Annotated in this window: 19 protein-coding genes; 12 read left to right on the top strand and 7 right to left on the bottom strand. The window is 62.8% G+C overall.

Features of this window, described 5'->3' with window-relative positions; translation table 11 throughout:
* Positions 1-2: 2 nt before the first annotated feature.
* Positions 3-1,079, bottom strand: a complete 1,077-nt coding sequence (locus EB235_RS10475; RefSeq protein ID WP_027031047.1) for an OmpA family protein — start codon at positions 1,077-1,079, stop codon at positions 3-5.
* 87 nt (positions 1,080-1,166) lie between these two features.
* Positions 1,167-1,706, bottom strand: coding sequence for a GNAT family N-acetyltransferase (locus EB235_RS10470; protein ID WP_027031048.1), 540 nt, complete (start codon positions 1,704-1,706; stop codon positions 1,167-1,169).
* A 210-nt stretch (positions 1,707-1,916) separates the two neighbouring features.
* On the opposite strand from EB235_RS10470, the gene EB235_RS10465 reads away from it, so the two are divergent.
* Positions 1,917-2,372 (top strand): DUF2214 family protein, encoded by a 456-nt coding sequence (locus EB235_RS10465; RefSeq protein WP_027031049.1) that lies wholly within the window; start codon positions 1,917-1,919, stop codon positions 2,370-2,372.
* Here EB235_RS10465 and nth read toward each other — a convergent pair.
* The gene (nth, locus tag EB235_RS10460) at positions 2,366-3,172 is read right to left on the bottom strand and encodes an endonuclease III (RefSeq protein ID WP_027031050.1); all 807 of its coding nucleotides are present in this window, start codon (positions 3,170-3,172) and stop codon (positions 2,366-2,368) included. The two genes, EB235_RS10465 and nth, sit on opposite strands and share 7 nt — an antisense overlap.
* A 22-nt stretch (positions 3,173-3,194) precedes the next feature.
* Here nth and EB235_RS10455 point away from each other — a divergent pair, with 22 nt between their 5' ends.
* The 9 genes from EB235_RS10455 to EB235_RS10415 all read left to right on the top strand — a co-directional run bounded on the left by EB235_RS10455 (position 3,195) and on the right by EB235_RS10415 (position 9,961).
* Entirely contained in the window at positions 3,195-3,689 is a 495-nt protein-coding gene (locus EB235_RS10455) for a DUF2244 domain-containing protein (protein ID WP_027031051.1), read from the top strand.
* 134 nt (positions 3,690-3,823) lie between these two features.
* Positions 3,824-4,702 (top strand): methylated-DNA--[protein]-cysteine S-methyltransferase, encoded by an 879-nt coding sequence (locus tag EB235_RS10450; RefSeq protein ID WP_027031052.1) that lies wholly within the window; start codon positions 3,824-3,826, stop codon positions 4,700-4,702.
* A 217-nt stretch (positions 4,703-4,919) separates the two neighbouring features.
* Entirely contained in the window at positions 4,920-5,390 is a 471-nt protein-coding gene (locus EB235_RS10445; RefSeq protein ID WP_027031053.1) for a hypothetical protein, read from the top strand.
* A 38-nt stretch (positions 5,391-5,428) separates the two neighbouring features.
* Complete coding sequence (locus EB235_RS10440; protein WP_032925561.1) at positions 5,429-5,803, top strand: hypothetical protein; 375 nt, start codon at positions 5,429-5,431, stop codon at positions 5,801-5,803.
* The gene (locus EB235_RS10435) at positions 5,770-6,288 is read left to right on the top strand and encodes a hypothetical protein (protein ID WP_027031055.1); all 519 of its coding nucleotides are present in this window, start codon (positions 5,770-5,772) and stop codon (positions 6,286-6,288) included. Before EB235_RS10440 ends, EB235_RS10435 begins: the two co-directional genes overlap by 34 nt.
* Positions 6,260-6,745 (top strand): hypothetical protein, encoded by a 486-nt coding sequence (locus EB235_RS10430; RefSeq protein WP_027031056.1) that lies wholly within the window; start codon positions 6,260-6,262, stop codon positions 6,743-6,745. The genes EB235_RS10435 and EB235_RS10430 overlap by 29 nt, the downstream gene beginning before the upstream one ends.
* A gap of 142 nt (positions 6,746-6,887) precedes the next feature.
* Positions 6,888-7,793: a ribokinase gene (locus tag EB235_RS10425; protein WP_027031057.1), complete on the top strand. Its 906-nt coding sequence runs from the start codon at positions 6,888-6,890 to the stop codon at positions 7,791-7,793.
* Position 7,794: 1 nt separating this feature from the next.
* Positions 7,795-9,240, top strand: coding sequence for an amidase (locus EB235_RS10420; RefSeq protein ID WP_027031058.1), 1,446 nt, complete (start codon positions 7,795-7,797; stop codon positions 9,238-9,240).
* 106 nt (positions 9,241-9,346) lie between these two features.
* Positions 9,347-9,961, top strand: coding sequence for a LysE family translocator (locus tag EB235_RS10415; protein WP_027031059.1), 615 nt, complete (start codon positions 9,347-9,349; stop codon positions 9,959-9,961).
* A 165-nt stretch (positions 9,962-10,126) separates the two neighbouring features.
* Here EB235_RS10415 and EB235_RS10410 read toward each other — a convergent pair whose 3' ends face one another.
* Positions 10,127-11,068: a nucleoside hydrolase gene (locus tag EB235_RS10410; protein ID WP_027031060.1), complete on the bottom strand. Its 942-nt coding sequence runs from the start codon at positions 11,066-11,068 to the stop codon at positions 10,127-10,129.
* Between the two features lie 292 nt (positions 11,069-11,360).
* Between EB235_RS10410 and EB235_RS10405 the strand changes: the two genes are divergently transcribed.
* Positions 11,361-11,786, top strand: a complete 426-nt coding sequence (locus EB235_RS10405) for an Hsp20 family protein (RefSeq protein WP_027031061.1) — start codon at positions 11,361-11,363, stop codon at positions 11,784-11,786.
* Positions 11,787-11,850: 64 nt separating this feature from the next.
* On the top strand, positions 11,851-12,105 hold the full coding sequence (locus EB235_RS10400; RefSeq protein WP_027031062.1) for a DUF1150 family protein: 255 nt from the start codon (positions 11,851-11,853) through the stop codon (positions 12,103-12,105).
* A gap of 68 nt (positions 12,106-12,173) precedes the next feature.
* On the opposite strand, the gene ptsN is transcribed toward EB235_RS10400, so the two are convergent.
* The 3 genes from ptsN to rpoN all read right to left on the bottom strand — a co-directional run bounded on the left by ptsN (position 12,174) and on the right by rpoN (position 15,078).
* The gene (gene ptsN / locus EB235_RS10395) at positions 12,174-12,638 is read right to left on the bottom strand and encodes a PTS IIA-like nitrogen regulatory protein PtsN (protein ID WP_027031063.1); all 465 of its coding nucleotides are present in this window, start codon (positions 12,636-12,638) and stop codon (positions 12,174-12,176) included.
* Positions 12,639-12,697: 59 nt separating this feature from the next.
* A complete protein-coding gene (gene hpf, locus EB235_RS10390) occupies positions 12,698-13,282 on the bottom strand; it encodes a ribosome hibernation-promoting factor, HPF/YfiA family (RefSeq protein ID WP_027031064.1) in 585 nt (194 codons plus the stop codon).
* Positions 13,283-13,545: 263 nt separating this feature from the next.
* On the bottom strand, positions 13,546-15,078 hold the full coding sequence (gene rpoN / locus EB235_RS10385; protein WP_027031065.1) for an RNA polymerase factor sigma-54: 1,533 nt from the start codon (positions 15,076-15,078) through the stop codon (positions 13,546-13,548).
* Positions 15,079-15,163 lie beyond the last annotated feature (85 nt).

Below are 15,163 nucleotides of genomic sequence, written 5' to 3'. Positions count from 1 at the left end.
GCTCAGTTCAGCTTGACCAGAACCACCCGGCGGTTCTTGGCACGACCGGTTTCGTCATCATTGCTGGCGACAGGCGCCATCATGCCGGCGCCGGCCGCCGTCAGCCGCTTGCCGTCGATGCCATATTTCGACACCAGCGCTTTTTTGACCGCTTGCGCACGCCGCGACGACAGATCGAGATTATAGTCGAAGGCGCCCTGATTGTCGGTGTGACCGACGACGATCACCGCCATGTCGGGTTCGTTTGCCAGAAGCGTCGAAATCTCCTTGAGCGTCGGTTCCGATTCCGGCTTGATGACCGCCTTGTCGGTGTCGAAGAAGATGCCGTAGAGTGAAATGCTGCCGGTGGCGGAAATCGAATCCGCCATCTTGGCCGCCTCGACGACCACCATCTTCTTGTCGCGCGCCTTGGGCTCCAGCACCTGGACGACGGCGACGGTGCGGCCGTTGAGCGCCTTGCAGTAGAGATCGTCGGTCAACGAATAGGTCTGCACGGTGACATAGGCGTCGCCGCCATCCTGCGGCACCTTGGCCGCGAAGTAGCGCTGGTCGTTGATGCCTGTGGCCAACGCGCAGGCGCCGTTGGAGAAGGCGGCATCCTTGAGATCGCTCTCGTGGAAGGAATACATCGTCAGGCTCATGTCGCCACCGCCACCGCTCGACGAACGGTCGGCAGCGCCGCCGCACTCCTCCTTCTTGCATTCGAACAGCACTTCGCCGCCGGCCGCCTTGATCACATCCTGATAATTGCGCAGCACCTCGAGCGGCGAGCGCTCGGCGGGCAGCACATAGGCGATGCGGGTCAAGGCGCCCTCGACCTCGGCCTTCTTGTCAGGCGCGAAGACGCGGTTGTTCATCGCATCATGCGCGTCCGGGTCGGCACTTGGCTTCAAGGGCGACAGCGGTACGCTGAAATCGGTGAAGGCGAGCTTCTGGTAGGAGACGATGAAGGAGCCTTCATAGCGCTTGGCCAGCTGATTGTCGGCGGCGCCGTCGATATCGGCGGTCGGCACCGTCGCGTCGGCCGCCGCAAGCCGCATCGTCAGCATGAGCACCAGCCCTGCCCAGAAAAATTTCATGACTATCGTCTTGAATGCATGCATCGATCATCCCCCTCGCTTGATGATCGATGCTTAGCAGAGCGGGTATGTCCAGTCGATGACGCCTCAGGGGCGCCGCTCAAGCAGAACAGTCGGAGCATCGTGATAAGTGGTCCGCATCACTTCGTGGTAGCCGACCTTGCCAGCGACATTCAACGATGCGGTGTTCTCCGGATCGATGATGCAGACGGTTTTCTCGCGCCCGAAGGTTTCTTCGCCCCAGGCGAGTACCCGGCCGACGACCTCGGTGGCGAGGCCTGCCCCATGCACGGCTGGCGCCAGCGCCCAGCCGGCCTCGGGAATGCCTTCGATCGACGGCTCGATATCGCGCTTCAGATCGTGAAACCCGGCCTCGCCGACGAAGCGGCCCGTCGCCTTCTCCTCAATGGCCCAGAAGCCGTAGCCGAGCAGCGACCACAGGCCGGCGTGCCGCAGGAAACGCATCCAGCTTTCCTCACGCGTGCGCGGCTTGCCGCCGATGAAGCGGGTGACGGTCGGGTCGGCCCACATGGCGGCATAGGCGTCGAAATCCTCCAGCCGGTGCGCCCTCAGGATAGTCCGCTTCGTTTCAATGACGGGGGCGACGGTCGCTTGCGAATTGTTCATGGGATTTGCCTCGCTGATGGTGTCCGCGCTTAGCAAATCGGCCCGGCGGTGCAAGGGCCAGCAGAAGACGCGCCATCATCCAGGGAGGCGATACTCATGCCCGCTATGGGAATTCTGGTCGACGGTGCTATTTTTCCGGCAGGCTGATTCAGCCCATTTGCGATGCAACCTCCTCAACGCGGGCTGATGCTCAAACCCAAGGGAAAAACCATGGACACGACCGACCTTGTGCTTGCCATTGTCCATCATCTGCTGGTGTTTTCCCTGGCCGGGATCATCGGCGCCGAATTCGTGCTGATCCGGGGCGACCTGCCCGCCGTGACGCTCAAGCGGCTCGCCGGCATCGACCGTCACTATGGCATCATCGCCGCGCTCATCATCATCGTCGGTATCGGCCGTGTCGTCTGGGGCCTCAAGGGCTGGGAATTCTACGTCTACAACTGGGTGTTCTGGGCCAAGATGGCGGCGTTTGGCATTGTCGGCCTGCTGTCGATCATCCCGACCGTGCGCTTCATTTCCTGGAACCGGCAGGCCAATGCCAATCCCTCCTTCACTGTACCCGCGAGCGAGCTGGCTTCGGTGAAGACCTATATCCGCGCCGAGGCCTTCGTCTTCCTGCTGATCCCGGTCTTCGCGGCAGCGATGGCACGCGGTTACGGCTACTGATCGTCAGCAGCGACCGCTTCGAGCGGAGCGATCGGCACCAGCGGCGCCGGAATGCTGGACGTCTTCTCCTGCGCCTTGCAGATGTCGGCAATGACGCAGGCCGGGCAATCCGGCTTGCGCGCCTTGCAGACATAGCGGCCATGCAGGATCAGCCAGTGATGCGCATGACGCATATATTCGTCTGGGATGATCTTCAGCAGCCCCTGCTCGACCTGTTCGGGCGTCTTGCCGGGCGCCAGGCCAAGCCGGTTGCCGATCCGGAAAATATGCGTGTCGACCGCCATCGTGTGCTGGCCGAAGGCCATGTTGAGCACGACATTGGCGGTCTTGCGCCCGACGCCCGGCAGCTTGACCAACTCGTCGCGGTCATCAGGCACCTCGCCGCCATGGTCGCGGATCAGCGCCTCGGACAATGCGACGACATTCTTGGCCTTGTTGCGCCACAGCCCAATGGTCCTGATATAGTCGCCGACCTTGGCCTCACCCAGCGCCAGCATTTTCTGCGGCGTATCGGCAACCTTGAACAGCGCCCGTGTCGCCTTGTTGACGCCGGCGTCGGTTGCTTGCGCCGAAAGCACCACCGCCACCAGCAGGGTGAAGGCGTTGACATGTTCGAGTTCGCCCTTCGGCTCCGGCCGCTGCACGGAAAAGCGCCGGAAAATCTCATGCACTTCGGCCGGACTGTAGCGCGACGTTCGCCGCACCGGCCGTGGGCGCGGCTTGGCATTCGAACCATCGCGCCGTCCGGGCAACGGTTTATTTTTGGGCATGGAAGAATCTTTGGACTTGGGGCTCGCCATTTCCCTCCTATAATATCCCGTCATGAGCGACACAAACGCCTCGTTTAAGGCTGACGAGCCCTTCTTTCACGCATTGCTGACCCCACACCGGTCGCTGGGCAGGACAGGCTTCCTGATCCTGATGGGTGCGCTGCTGTTCGGCTGGCTGGTGACCGGCGCGTTTTTCCTGTCGCGCGGCGCCTGGCCGGTGTTCGGCTTCTTCGGCCTAGACGTGATCGCGGTCTACATCGCCTTCCGCGCCAACTATCGCGCCGCCCGCGCCCGCGAGGAGGTTTCGGTCTCGCGCACCAGCCTCGATATCCGCAAGACCGCACCCTCGGGAAAATCGGAAGCGCATCGCTTCAACCCGTTCTGGGCGCGGTTTTCGGTTTCCCGTCACGCCGAGATCGGCATCACCAAGATGACGGTGGAAGGACAAGGCCAGAACGTGCCGATCGGCGGCTTTCTCGATCCCGAATCCCGCGAGAGTTTTGCCACCGCCTTTTCACGCGCGCTGGCTACCGCCAAGGCGCGCTGAGCCTCGAACCGGTGCGCAGAAGCCTGCTGTTTTTGGCCTCGCCAGGATTTTTTCGTCAGCCATCGGCAAGAAGGCAAGTTTCGGGTGGCGATCGCCGCCCCAAGGGGCGATATTTCGATCAAGGAGATCGTCCCATGAGCACACACGCCGCAGTCCTCAAGAAGGACATCACGCCGCAAGGCAGCGACTACGAGATCGTGCGCCGCGCCATCGAGAAGATCAGCCTCGACTATCGCGACCAGCCATCGCTGGAAGAGCTGGCCGAGGAAGTCGGCGAGACGCCGACCGGCCTGCAGAAACTCTTCACCCGCTGGGCCGGCCTGTCGCCCAAAGCCTTCCTGCAGGCGGTGACGCTGGACCACGCGCGCCGGTTGCTGGATTCCGGCATGCCGCTGCTCGAAACCTCATTCGAATTAGGCATGTCTGGTCCCGGCCGGCTGCATGACCTGTTCGTCACCCATGAGGCGATGTCGCCTGGCGACTACAAGACGCGCGGCGCTGGCCTCACCATCCGCTACGGCTACCACCCCTCGCCCTTCGGCACCGCCCTGATCATGGCCACCGACCGCGGGCTTGCCGGCCTTGCCTTCAGCGACCCGGGCGAGGAACGTGCGTCGTTCGCCGATATGTCCAGCCGCTGGCCGAATGCCATCTATGTCGAGGACATGGCGGCGACCGGTCCCTATGCCGCGCGCATCTTCGACCAGACGCTGTGGCGCCCCGACCAGCCGCTGCATGTCGTCATGATCGGCACCGACTTCCAGGTTCGCGTCTGGGAGGCGCTGCTGCAGATTCCGATGGGCAAGGCGCGCACCTATTCCTCGATCGCGGCCAGCATCGGCGCGCCGAGCGCCAGCCGCGCCGTCGGCGCCGCCAACGGCGCCAACCCGCTCTCCTTCGTGGTGCCTTGCCATCGCGCCATCGGCAAATCCGGCGATCTCACCGGCTATCACTGGGGCCTGACCCGCAAGCGGGCCATCCTGGGCTGGGAAGCAGGTCAGGTGTCGTCTTGAAATATCGATTTTTCAGACTATTACCGTAAAAATCGAAGAAATACAGGAAGTATTGATAAGATTTATTATGTCGGCTTTATTGATTGCAACCTGAGACAACCCACGGTTTGCGCAGTCGATACTTTAACATGATATTTTAGTTTACGCTAAATTAACCATGATAAAGCGATGATGACCCAATATTAATTCGGGCGATCCGACTTAATAGGAGGTCTTGATGAAGTTGTTTCGCACCGCTTTTGGTGCAGCCATGCTGGTCGCCTGTATGGACCAAGCGGCGTTGGCCACGACGCAGAATGTCATTTTCAACGGCACGATCACCGCGACCTGTACCCTGGTGGTCGCCACCAACGGCACGATGACGGTCAGCCCCGATCTCCAGTCGCTGAGCTCGCACAACAGCGGCGGGTCAGCGGGGACGGTCACGCTTACCACCACCGGAGGTGTGTCGCTGAGCGTAGACCCGGTCACCACCACCACGGTGCCAGCCGCCGACACCACCGCCATCACCTGGACGCCAACCTATTCGGCCAGCGGTACCCACACGATCGCGGAGACAGGCTCGGCCACCAGCCTGACTGCCCCCGGTGCCGATCTCGTCTCGGTCCACCTCGCCGGCACCAAGGGCGGCAGCAACCGCTTCGCCTCCGGAAACTATCAGGCAACGGTGACGGTGCGCTGCGAATAGCCCTCGGGAAGGAGGCATCCTTGACATTTTTTGGAACTATGGCGACGGCACTGGCCGTCGGCCTGATACCTGTTGCCGCCGTGGCCCAGTCGATGTCGCCGATGCGAGGCGAGGTCAACAGTTTCACCGACGTCTTCGCGGTCCGCGTTTTTCCGGCCAATCCCTACGACCAGAAGATCAAGATCGAAGTCCACGTCTACGACCAGGATTTTCAGCCGGTAGAGGCCAAAATCTCTCCCAGCGTCTTCCAGCTGCCTTCGCAGGCTTCCCGCCCCGTCCTTGTGGTCGTGCCCTTTGACGGCGCCCCCGACCGCAAGGTGCGTATCTGTACCGAAAGCATCCCCTTTCCCAATCAGCAGACCCAGATAAAGGCACAGATATGCGGAAAGTTCTTTGGACATCGCAAGTCCTGACGCTGGCACTCGCGGTTGCCACCGCAAGCGCCGCGCCGGCTCTGGCCCAGGATGTCTACAACCTCAACCAGAACGAGACAGGCTTCAATTTGCCCGGCGTTACCTTGCCCCAGGGCCAGGACGAGGTACACGCTGCCGACGGCACCACCTGCCGCTCGGCGGTTTCCGGAAGCGGTGCCTATCTCGATCTGGGCGTCATCAGGGGCAACAACCAGTCGAACAATGACGTCGCCACCTATGGCCGGGTGGTGATCCCGATTGGCCGGACGCCGAAGCGTCTCGACTGCAGCCGGCTCTATGAACTTGAGGTGCAGCGCCTGCAGATGGAGCTCAAACTGTTGAAGATGGGCGTTAATGTCGACGGTGGCACGACGGCAAGCGTTGCCACAACTGCTCCCGCGGCCGCATCACCCGGATGGGCCAACGAGGGCTGGAGCCTCAGGACTGGAAATGGCGATGGCAAGAAAAAGAGGAAGAAGAAATAGCCGCGCGCTGCTTGCGGTGGCAGCCCTCGCCGGCTTCTGCCTTCCGGTGCAGGCGGCGATCATCGGCACCTGCACCATCATGGTCGGGGCATCGGGAAAAATGACCGCAAATCCCGCCATCAGCATACTGGGCTCCAAACAGGCAGGCGGATCGAGCGCCAGCGCCACGGTGGTGGCAAACTCCCTGCTGTGCTCAATACTTAATTTGCTTGATTGTTATTCTGTTTCAGCGCCGGCGCCTGCCGCATTCTCATCGGCGCCCAGCGGCGGCGGCACAAATGTGACCTTCGCCTCGGTCTTCCGTCTCGATGGCTCGGGGGTCGATGTCAACGGCAGCGTGCCGCAAAGGGTGGTCAACGGCACCCACCCCATGCAGGTCGATCTCACCGCCACCAAGTCGAGCGGTATTTTTCCTGCCGGCAACTACCAGGGCACGGTCACCGTGCGCTGTGAATAGGCACGACGCCACAAATTGAGCTGGACCATTCGCGTGGTCTGGCAAGCCGCGGCCTTACAGGCTAGCTTCCCGCGCGATTGGAACGATCGGCGTTCGCCCGAACGCTCCGACATCTTGAATTTGGACTGGCAGGAGGCCTTGCTTGATTATCGTCATCGGCTCGATCAACCTCGACCTTATCGCCAATGTCAACCGTTTACCGAGCCCCGGCGAAACGGTCAGCGGTTCCGGTTTCGCCACAGCACCCGGCGGCAAGGGCGCCAACCAGGCGCTGGCTGCCGCGCGCGCCGGCGCCTCGGTGCGCATGGTCGGCGCGGTCGGCAAGGACAGTTTCGCCGCCGAGGCGCTGGCGTTGCTGCGCGAAGCCAAGGTTGACCTGTCTGGCGTGGGAGAAACCTTTGCCTCGACCGGCACGGCCTTGATCATGGTCGGCGACGACGGCGAAAACATCATCGCCGTGGTCCCCGGCGCAAACGCTTCGGTTCTGCCCGGCGACCTTTCCAAGGCTTTCCTGAAAAAGGGCGATGTCGTGCTGCTGCAGCATGAGATCCCGCTGGCGACCGTCGATGCCGCGCTCGACCAGGCAAGAGCCGCCGGCGCCATCACCGTGCTCAACACCGCACCCTTCCAGGGTCAAGCAGCCGCGTTTCTCGGCAAGGCCGACTATGCCGTTGCCAACGAGACCGAGTTCGACCTCTATGGCGAGGCGCTGAAGCTGAATGGCCGCGATCGGGCGGCACGCATGCGTGACTTCGCGGCGAAAACCGGCCGTACCATCGTCGTCACGCTCGGCGGCGACGGCGTGATGGCCGCGACCCCGACCGATTTCCTTACTATTCCGGCGATGAAGATCGCCCCTGTCGACACGGTCGGCGCCGGCGACACCTTCTGCGGCTATTTCGCCGCCGGCCTGTCGTCCGGCTTGGCCCTCGACAAGGCACTGGCGCGCGCCGGTGCGGCTGGGTCGCTGGCCTGCCTGAAGCCTGGCGCCCAGCCGGCGATCCCGCTGGCCATGGATGTCGATCAGGCTTTGCAGGAAACCCGCTGAGATGATGCGCCCCCAAACCAAACATTCCGTGCCGCCGGCCGGCGACACCTGCCGCCTGTCCGCTGTCGAACTGGCCGACGCGATCCGCCACAAGAAGCTTTCCGTACGCGAGGTAGTGACCGCCTTCCTCGACCGCATCGAGACGGTCAACCCGCTGGTCAACGCCATCGTCTCGTTGCGCGACCGCAGCGACATCCTGCGTGAGGCCGACGCAGCCGATAACAAGCGGAAGGGCGAAACCGGTTCGCTCTTCGGCCTGCCGATCGCTATCAAGGACCTCGCCTCGACCACCGGGCTCAGGACCTCCTTCGGCTCGCCGATCTTCGCCGATTTCGTGCCGCATGAAGACGATTTCTTCGTCGAGCGCATTCGCGACGCCGGCGCCATCATCATCGGCAAGACCAATGTCCCCGAATTCGGGCTGGGATCCAACACCTACAACAACGTCTTCGGGCCGACGCTGAACGCATTCGATCCGGCGCTCACCGCCGGTGGGTCGAGCGGCGGTGCGGCGGTGGCGCTGGCGCTGGACATGGTGCCCGTCGCCGACGGCAGCGACTTCGGCGGCTCGCTGCGCAATCCCGCAGCCTGGAACAATGTCTACGGCTTCCGACCGTCGCAAGGGCTTGTGCCCGGCGGGCCGGACTTCGAGGTCTTTCATGCGCAGATGGGCGTCGAGGGGCCGATGGGCCGCAACGTCGCCGACATGGCGCTGCTGCTCGACGTGCAGTCGGGCTACCACCCGCGGGCGCCCTTGTCCTATGAGAAACCCGGCTCGTTCCTCGAAGGGCTCGCAGTCCCGTCAGCCGGCGGTCGCATCGCCTGGCTCAGTGACCTCGGCGGCCATTTGCCGATCGAACCCGGCATACTTGAGCTGTGCGAGACGGCACTCGGCCGGTTCTCGGATGCATCCTTCCCAGCCGAACCCCTGTTGCCGGACTTCGATTTCGAAGCGCTGTGGCAGGCCTTCGTGACGCTCCGCCAGGCCAGCAGCGGCTGCGCGCTCAAAATCCACTACGACGATCCCGCCAGACGCGGCCTGCTGAAGCCCGAAGCCATCTGGGAAGTCGAGAATGCGATGCGGCTGACAGCGCCGCAAATCCGCGCGGCCTCGGTCGTGCGCACCTCCTGGCACCGCACGCTGCTGTCGATCTTCGACCGCTTCGACCTCATCGCCCTGCCGACCGCACAGGTCTTCCCCTTCGAAGTCGGTACCCACTGGCCGCGCGAGGTCGCCGGACGGGCGATGGACAGCTATCACCGCTGGATGCAGGTTTCCGCCTACGCCACGCTGGGCGGCTGTCCGGCGGTCAATGTTCCCGTCGGTTTCGACGACATGGGCCGGCCAATGGGCATGCAGTTGATCGGCCGCCCGCGCGGCGACCTTGCCGTGCTGAAGGCGGCGGCGGCCTACGAGGCGACACTGCCCTGGCAGACTGGCGCCTGACCCGAGTGCAACAACGCAGCACTTCGCGCATGTCTTGCGCGGAAACTGTCGTCATGCATTGATTGTCCCAGTCGCGCCGCGTCAGCGGCATTCCAAGGGAAAAGCCATGTCGCTCGAACTCTACGCCGCCTATGTCCTTGCCTGCATCGTCATCATCCTGGTGCCCGGTCCGACGGTCACGTTGATCATCGCCAACAGCATCCGCCATGGCGCCCGCGCTGGCCTCGCCAATGTCGCCGGCACGCAGGCCGGGCTTGCGATCATGATCGCCATCGTCGGCATCGGCCTCAACACGCTGATCTCGGGCATGGGCCACTGGTTCGAATGGGTCAGGCTGATTGGCGCCGCCTACCTGATCTGGATGGGCGTGCAGATGTTCCGCTCCAAGGGCACGCTGAATGCGGATGGCACCGCCAGGAAGCCGCGTGGTGGCTTCTTCCTGCAGGGCCTGCTGGTGGCACTCAGCAATCCAAAGACGCTTATCTTCTTCGGCGCATTCTTCCCGCAGTTCATTTCGCCGCAAGGCAACTACTCGCTGCAGATCGTCGTCATGGGCCTGACCGCCATGATCTTCGCCGCGATGTCGGATTCGACCTATGCGCTCGCCGCCGGCCGCGCCGGTCGCATGCTCTCGGCCAGCCGCATCAAGCTTTTGTCCAGGATCAGCGGCAGCTTCATGGTTGGTGGCGGCCTGTGGCTGGCGTTTTCGCGATCGAAGTAACGCCTTCCCTTCTCCCCCTGTGGGAGAAGGTGGATCGGCGCGCAGCGCCGAGACGGTTGAGGGATGTTCCAGCGGAGTGAGGCGTTGGTGTTCCTGGAACACCCCTCAACCGACCTCGCTTCGCGAGGCCACCTTCTCCCGCAAGGGGAGAAGGAAAAAAGACGTCTAAAGCCTTCCCAGCCTCTCCACCAGCAGGGCGAAAAACCCGTCATGGTCGATGTCGCGCATCACCATGGCGTTCTTTTCCCGCTTGGTCACACCCCACCAGTCGACCACGGTCATGCCCATGGTGAGTTCGGAGGCGGTCTCCACGCTGACGTTGCAGTGGCGCCCCTTGAACAGCTCTGGCTTCAAGAGATAAGCGATGACGCAGGGGTCGTGCAGTGGCCCGCCGTCGGTGCCGTACTTGCCCTCGTCGTAGCGTTCGAAGAATTCCAGCATTTCGGCGGTCGCGGTGCCGACCTTGGTGCCAAGCGCGCGGAAAGCCTGTATGCGCTTGCTCGTGGTCAGCGCCTTGTGGGTGACGTCGAGCGGCATCATCACGATCGGGATGCCGGACTTGAACACCAGGTCGGCGGCCTGCGGATCGACATAGATGTTGAACTCGGCCGCGGGCGTGACGTTGCCGCCCTCGAAGAAGCCGCCGCCCATCAGCACGATTTCCTTGATGCGCGGCGCGATGCGTGGCTCGCGGATCAGCGCCAGCGCTATGTTGGTGAGCGGCCCGAGCGGGCAGAGCGTGATGGTGCCGCTCTCTTCCTTCATCAACGTCTCGACGATGAAATCGACGGCGTACTGCTCCTGCAGCTTCATCGTCGGTTCCGGCAGTTGCGGCCCGTTGAGGCCGGTCTTGCCATGCACTTCCTCGGCCGTGACCAGGGTGCGCGCCAGCGGACGGATGGCGCCGGCATAGACCTTGATCTCCGGCCGGCCGGCCAGTTCGCAGATCTTGCGGGCATTGTTCTGGGTCAGTTTCAGCGGCACGTTGCCGGCAACGGCGGTGATGCCGACGATCTCCAGCTCGCTGCTGCCGAGCGCCAGCAGGATGGCGACAGCATCGTCCTGGCCGGGGTCCGTGTCGATGATGATCTTGCGTGATTGGGGCATTTCAATTCCTTGTTTGGCTGGCCGTGAGCTCACCGGGCCGATCGCACGGCCGAAGGACGACCTTGGCGCTTCTCCCTGCATCCAAGCGTCGTTTCAAGCGCCATGTCGATTGTTCCTGTGAGTCCACGACCTGATCCTTTTTTGGTTATTCCTGTGGGTCCAAGGCCGGGTCTTTTTGGGCGGGTCTTCTGGTGGCTTGAACTTGGTCGCGGGGCGGACCATATCAAGAGCATCGGGAAAAATGCCATCCGGGTTTTTCCACTTTATGTCGCTCTTGAGAGGACAGTGTAACATGAGCCGAATGACGCCTTTTTCCAGCCCGCTTCTGCTTGGCTTCGACGCCATGGAAAAGACCCTGGAACGCCTGGCGAAATCCGGTGACAGCTACCCTCCCTATAACATCGAACGCCTCAGCGGCCCCGACGGCACGACCGAAAGGTTGCGCATCACATTGGCCGTCGCCGGTTTCGCCGAAAGCGATCTCGATGTGACGACGGAGGAAAACCAGCTGGTCGTGCGCGGCCGTCAGACCGACGACACCGAGCGCGAATTCCTTCATCGCGGCATCGCCGCACGCCAGTTCCAGCGCTGTTTCGTGCTGGCCGACGGCATGCGGGTGATCGCGGCGGAGCTGAAGAACGGTCTTTTGTCGATCGACCTTGATCGGCCTGAGTCCGAACGGCTGGTACGGAAAATAAACATATCGGTGAAAGACTGATCTTTGCCGATAGCTCTCATGCGGGATGGCCTTGAGCGGCGTCCTCGCGCCAAGGAGGCTTGAAATGACCAGAACTGAAAACATCACCATGACCAATGGCGAATTCGCCCATCTCGGCGAGGGCTCGGTTGCATATCTGCGCAAGGTCTCGAGCGATGAACTGCTCGGCCGCTTCCCCAATCTCGGCGAAATCGCGCCCGGCATGCAACTGTGGGCGCTGTTTGCCGCCAACGGCCAGCCGATCCTGCTGGCCGATGCGCGTGACCGCGCACTGGCCGGTGCCATGGAAAACGACCTGACCACCGTCGCTATTCACTAACGGCAATATCCGGTTGAAAACGGAAAGGGCCGCCGCAGCGGCCCTTGTGGCGGTATGATTGTTGAAATTCAGGCGGCGTGCGAGGCCTGCGTGTCCGACAACAGCGCGTGGATCGCCGTTGCGTCGCGCGTCCCCCTGACCTTGGCCACCGTGTCGGCATCGCGCAGCACGCGTGCGATGCGCGACAGCGCCTTGAGATGATCGGCGCCCGCGCCTTCCGGCGCCAGCAGCAGAAACACCAGATCCACAGGCTGGTCATCCAGTGATTCGAAATCGACCGGCGTTTCCAGCCGGGCGAAAACACCGGCGATGCGCTTCACGCCGGCGAGCTTGCCATGCGGAATGGCGATGCCGTTGCCGACGCCGGTCGAGCCCAGCCGCTCACGCTGCAGGATGGTATCGAACACTTCCCTCTCCGGAATGCCCGAAATCGCCGCTGCCCGTTCGGACAGCAGTTGCAGAAGCTGCTTCTTGGAGTTCGCCTTCAACGCCGGCAAAATCGCCGGAACGCTGATAAGATCGCTCAGATCCATGCTTGAAAATCCCTTGTTCGCCTGCCGTCACCAGTCCCCACCCCTCGTGCGGCCGGCGTTTATCCCTGCGCGACCTTGGTCGTGGACGGGTCGATCCAGCCAATGTTTCCGTCGGGCCGGCGATAGACGATATTGAGATGGTCGGTTCCGGCGTTGCGGAAAACGAACACCGGACTGTCCTTGGTATCGAGTTCGATGACCGCCGAGGCCACCGACATGGTCCTCAGCGTCATGGTTGATTCGGCGACGATGGCGGGCGCGTAGTCCTCCGCGATCTCCTCGTCGTCATCGGCAAGCGGCGCCATCACCGTATAGGCGATGTCGGTCAACTCGCCATTGCCATTGCCCGAATTGTGCGATTTGAGACGGCGCTTGTAGCGCCGGAGCCGGGTCTCCAGCCGGTCGGCCGCGGCCTCGAAGGCCAGCGTCGGCTCCTGAGCATCGCCGGTGGCCTGCAGCGAAGCGCCGGAATCCAGCCGGATCATGCAATCCGCCTGATAGCGAGAACCCGATTTGATGACAGTGACGTGTCCCGCAAAGCCGCGATCGAAATATTTGCCGATCGCTTCGCCGACACGATCGTTGATGCGTGTGCGGAACGCATCGCCGATATCCATGTGCTTTCCCGATATGCGCAAATTCATCTGAAAACTGACCTTCCTTGCTCAGGCTTCAAACTCGCCCGAGTTTATACTCGTGGTCCGTGCGCACAAGCTTTGCGGCGCCACTAACGCCGATTTAAATCCGAACTTTCCGGTTGATCACAAGCCGCCTTTTTGACCGTCCCGAAACCATTGTCGTGACGGACCATCCGCTGCGGGCGTCAGCCCGTCTCATGCGGGCGGGCTTCTAGCCACTTCACCGCAGCTTGTCAATGAACAGCCCGCCTGTGGAGAACCCGGCAGCCTTAACGCCCGGCGCTGGCCAGCGCCCGTTTTTCGCGCCGGCGCTGCACGGAAGACGGAATATTCATGCCTTCCCGGTACTTGGCGACCGTGCGCCGGGCAATATCGACGCCGCTTTCGCGCAACATGTCGACGATCGCGTCGTCCGAAAGGACATCGACGGGCTTCTCCTCATCGATCAGCTGTTTGATGCGGTCACGCACCGCTTCCGACGAATGCGCGTCGCCGCCGCCCGATGCGGCGATCGAAGCGGTGAAGAAATAGCGCAATTCGAACACGCCGCGCGGGGTCAGCATGTATTTGTTGGCGGTGACCCGGCTGACGGTCGATTCGTGCATGCCGATGGCATCCGCCACCGTGCGCAGGTTGAGCGGTTTCAGCTGGCGCACGCCATGGACCAGGAAGGCATCCTGCTGGCGCACGATTTCCGAGGCCACTTTCAGGATCGTCTTTGCCCGCTGGTCGAGGCTGCGCGTCAGCCAGTTGGCGTTTTGCAGGCACTCAGCCAGGAAATCCTTTTCCGCCTGGTTCTTCGCATGCGGCGACACCTGGGCGAAATAGATGTGGTCGACCAGCACGCGCGGCAGCGTCTCGGCATTGAGTTCGACGGTCCAGCTGCCGTCATTGGCCGCACGCACCTCGACATCGGCGACGATGGCGTCGCTGGCGCCGCCCGAAAACGCCATGCCCGGACGCGGATCGAGCGCGCGGATCTCGGCCAGCATGTCGAGCAGGTCTTCCTCGTCGACGCCGCAGATCCGTTTCAGCGTCTGGAAATCGCGCCGCGCCAGCAGTTCGAGATTGGCGACCAGGGCCTTCATCGCCGGATCGAGACGGTCGCGCACCGCAAGCTGCAAGGAAAGGCATTCGGCAAGGTCGCGGGCGAAAAGGCCGGCCGGCTCGAAGGTCTGGCACACCGCCAGCACCTTGCCGACGGCCGCTGCGTCCGTGCCTAGACGCGTCGCGATCTCGGCGAGATCGACCCTGACATAGCCGGTTTCGTCGAGGCCATCGGCGAGTTCGCCTGCAATCAGCCGCGCCGCTGGATCGGCGAAGGCGAGTGCGACCTGCTCGGCGACATGGTCGCGCAGCGTAATCGCGCCCGCCGCCATGTCGCCGGCGTCGAGCCCCTCGGACGAGGAGCCGCCGCCACTGCCATTGCCGGAAGCCGATTTCCATTGCGCCGTCAGGTCGGGTCCGAGCCGTTCGCTGGTGCCGGGATCGTCGGGAAACAGATTCTCCAGCGACGTATCGAGCTTCTCCGAGATCGCCTCGGCGCTCCACTGCGTCTCATTCTCGAACCAGTCGCCATCAGCGGTCCCCTGCGGCTCCGCCTCGGCCTTCTGCGCCTGGTCGCTGGCGGCATCATCCTGCGGCTCGGCGCGCTCCAACAGCGGGTTGCGTTCGATCTCCTCGTCGATGAAATGCTCTAGCTCGCCATGGGTGAACTGCAGCAGCCGAATCGACTGCATCAGCTGCGGCGTCATCACCAGCGACTGCGACTGTCGGAGCTGTAGTTTTGCCGCCAACGCCATGGTTCGGTTTCAAACGCCTCGTCTACGCATCCGCACGCGGACAGAAATTTTGCAGCCGCCCATAGAAACTGGCCCGGCTTTTGCT

This window comes from Mesorhizobium loti R88b (genome assembly GCF_013170845.1).
Classification (GTDB): Bacteria; Pseudomonadota; Alphaproteobacteria; order Rhizobiales; family Rhizobiaceae; genus Mesorhizobium; species Mesorhizobium loti_B.
The sequence above is the reverse complement of the archived record's forward strand: the minus strand, read 5'-3'. Positions and strand labels throughout refer to the sequence as shown.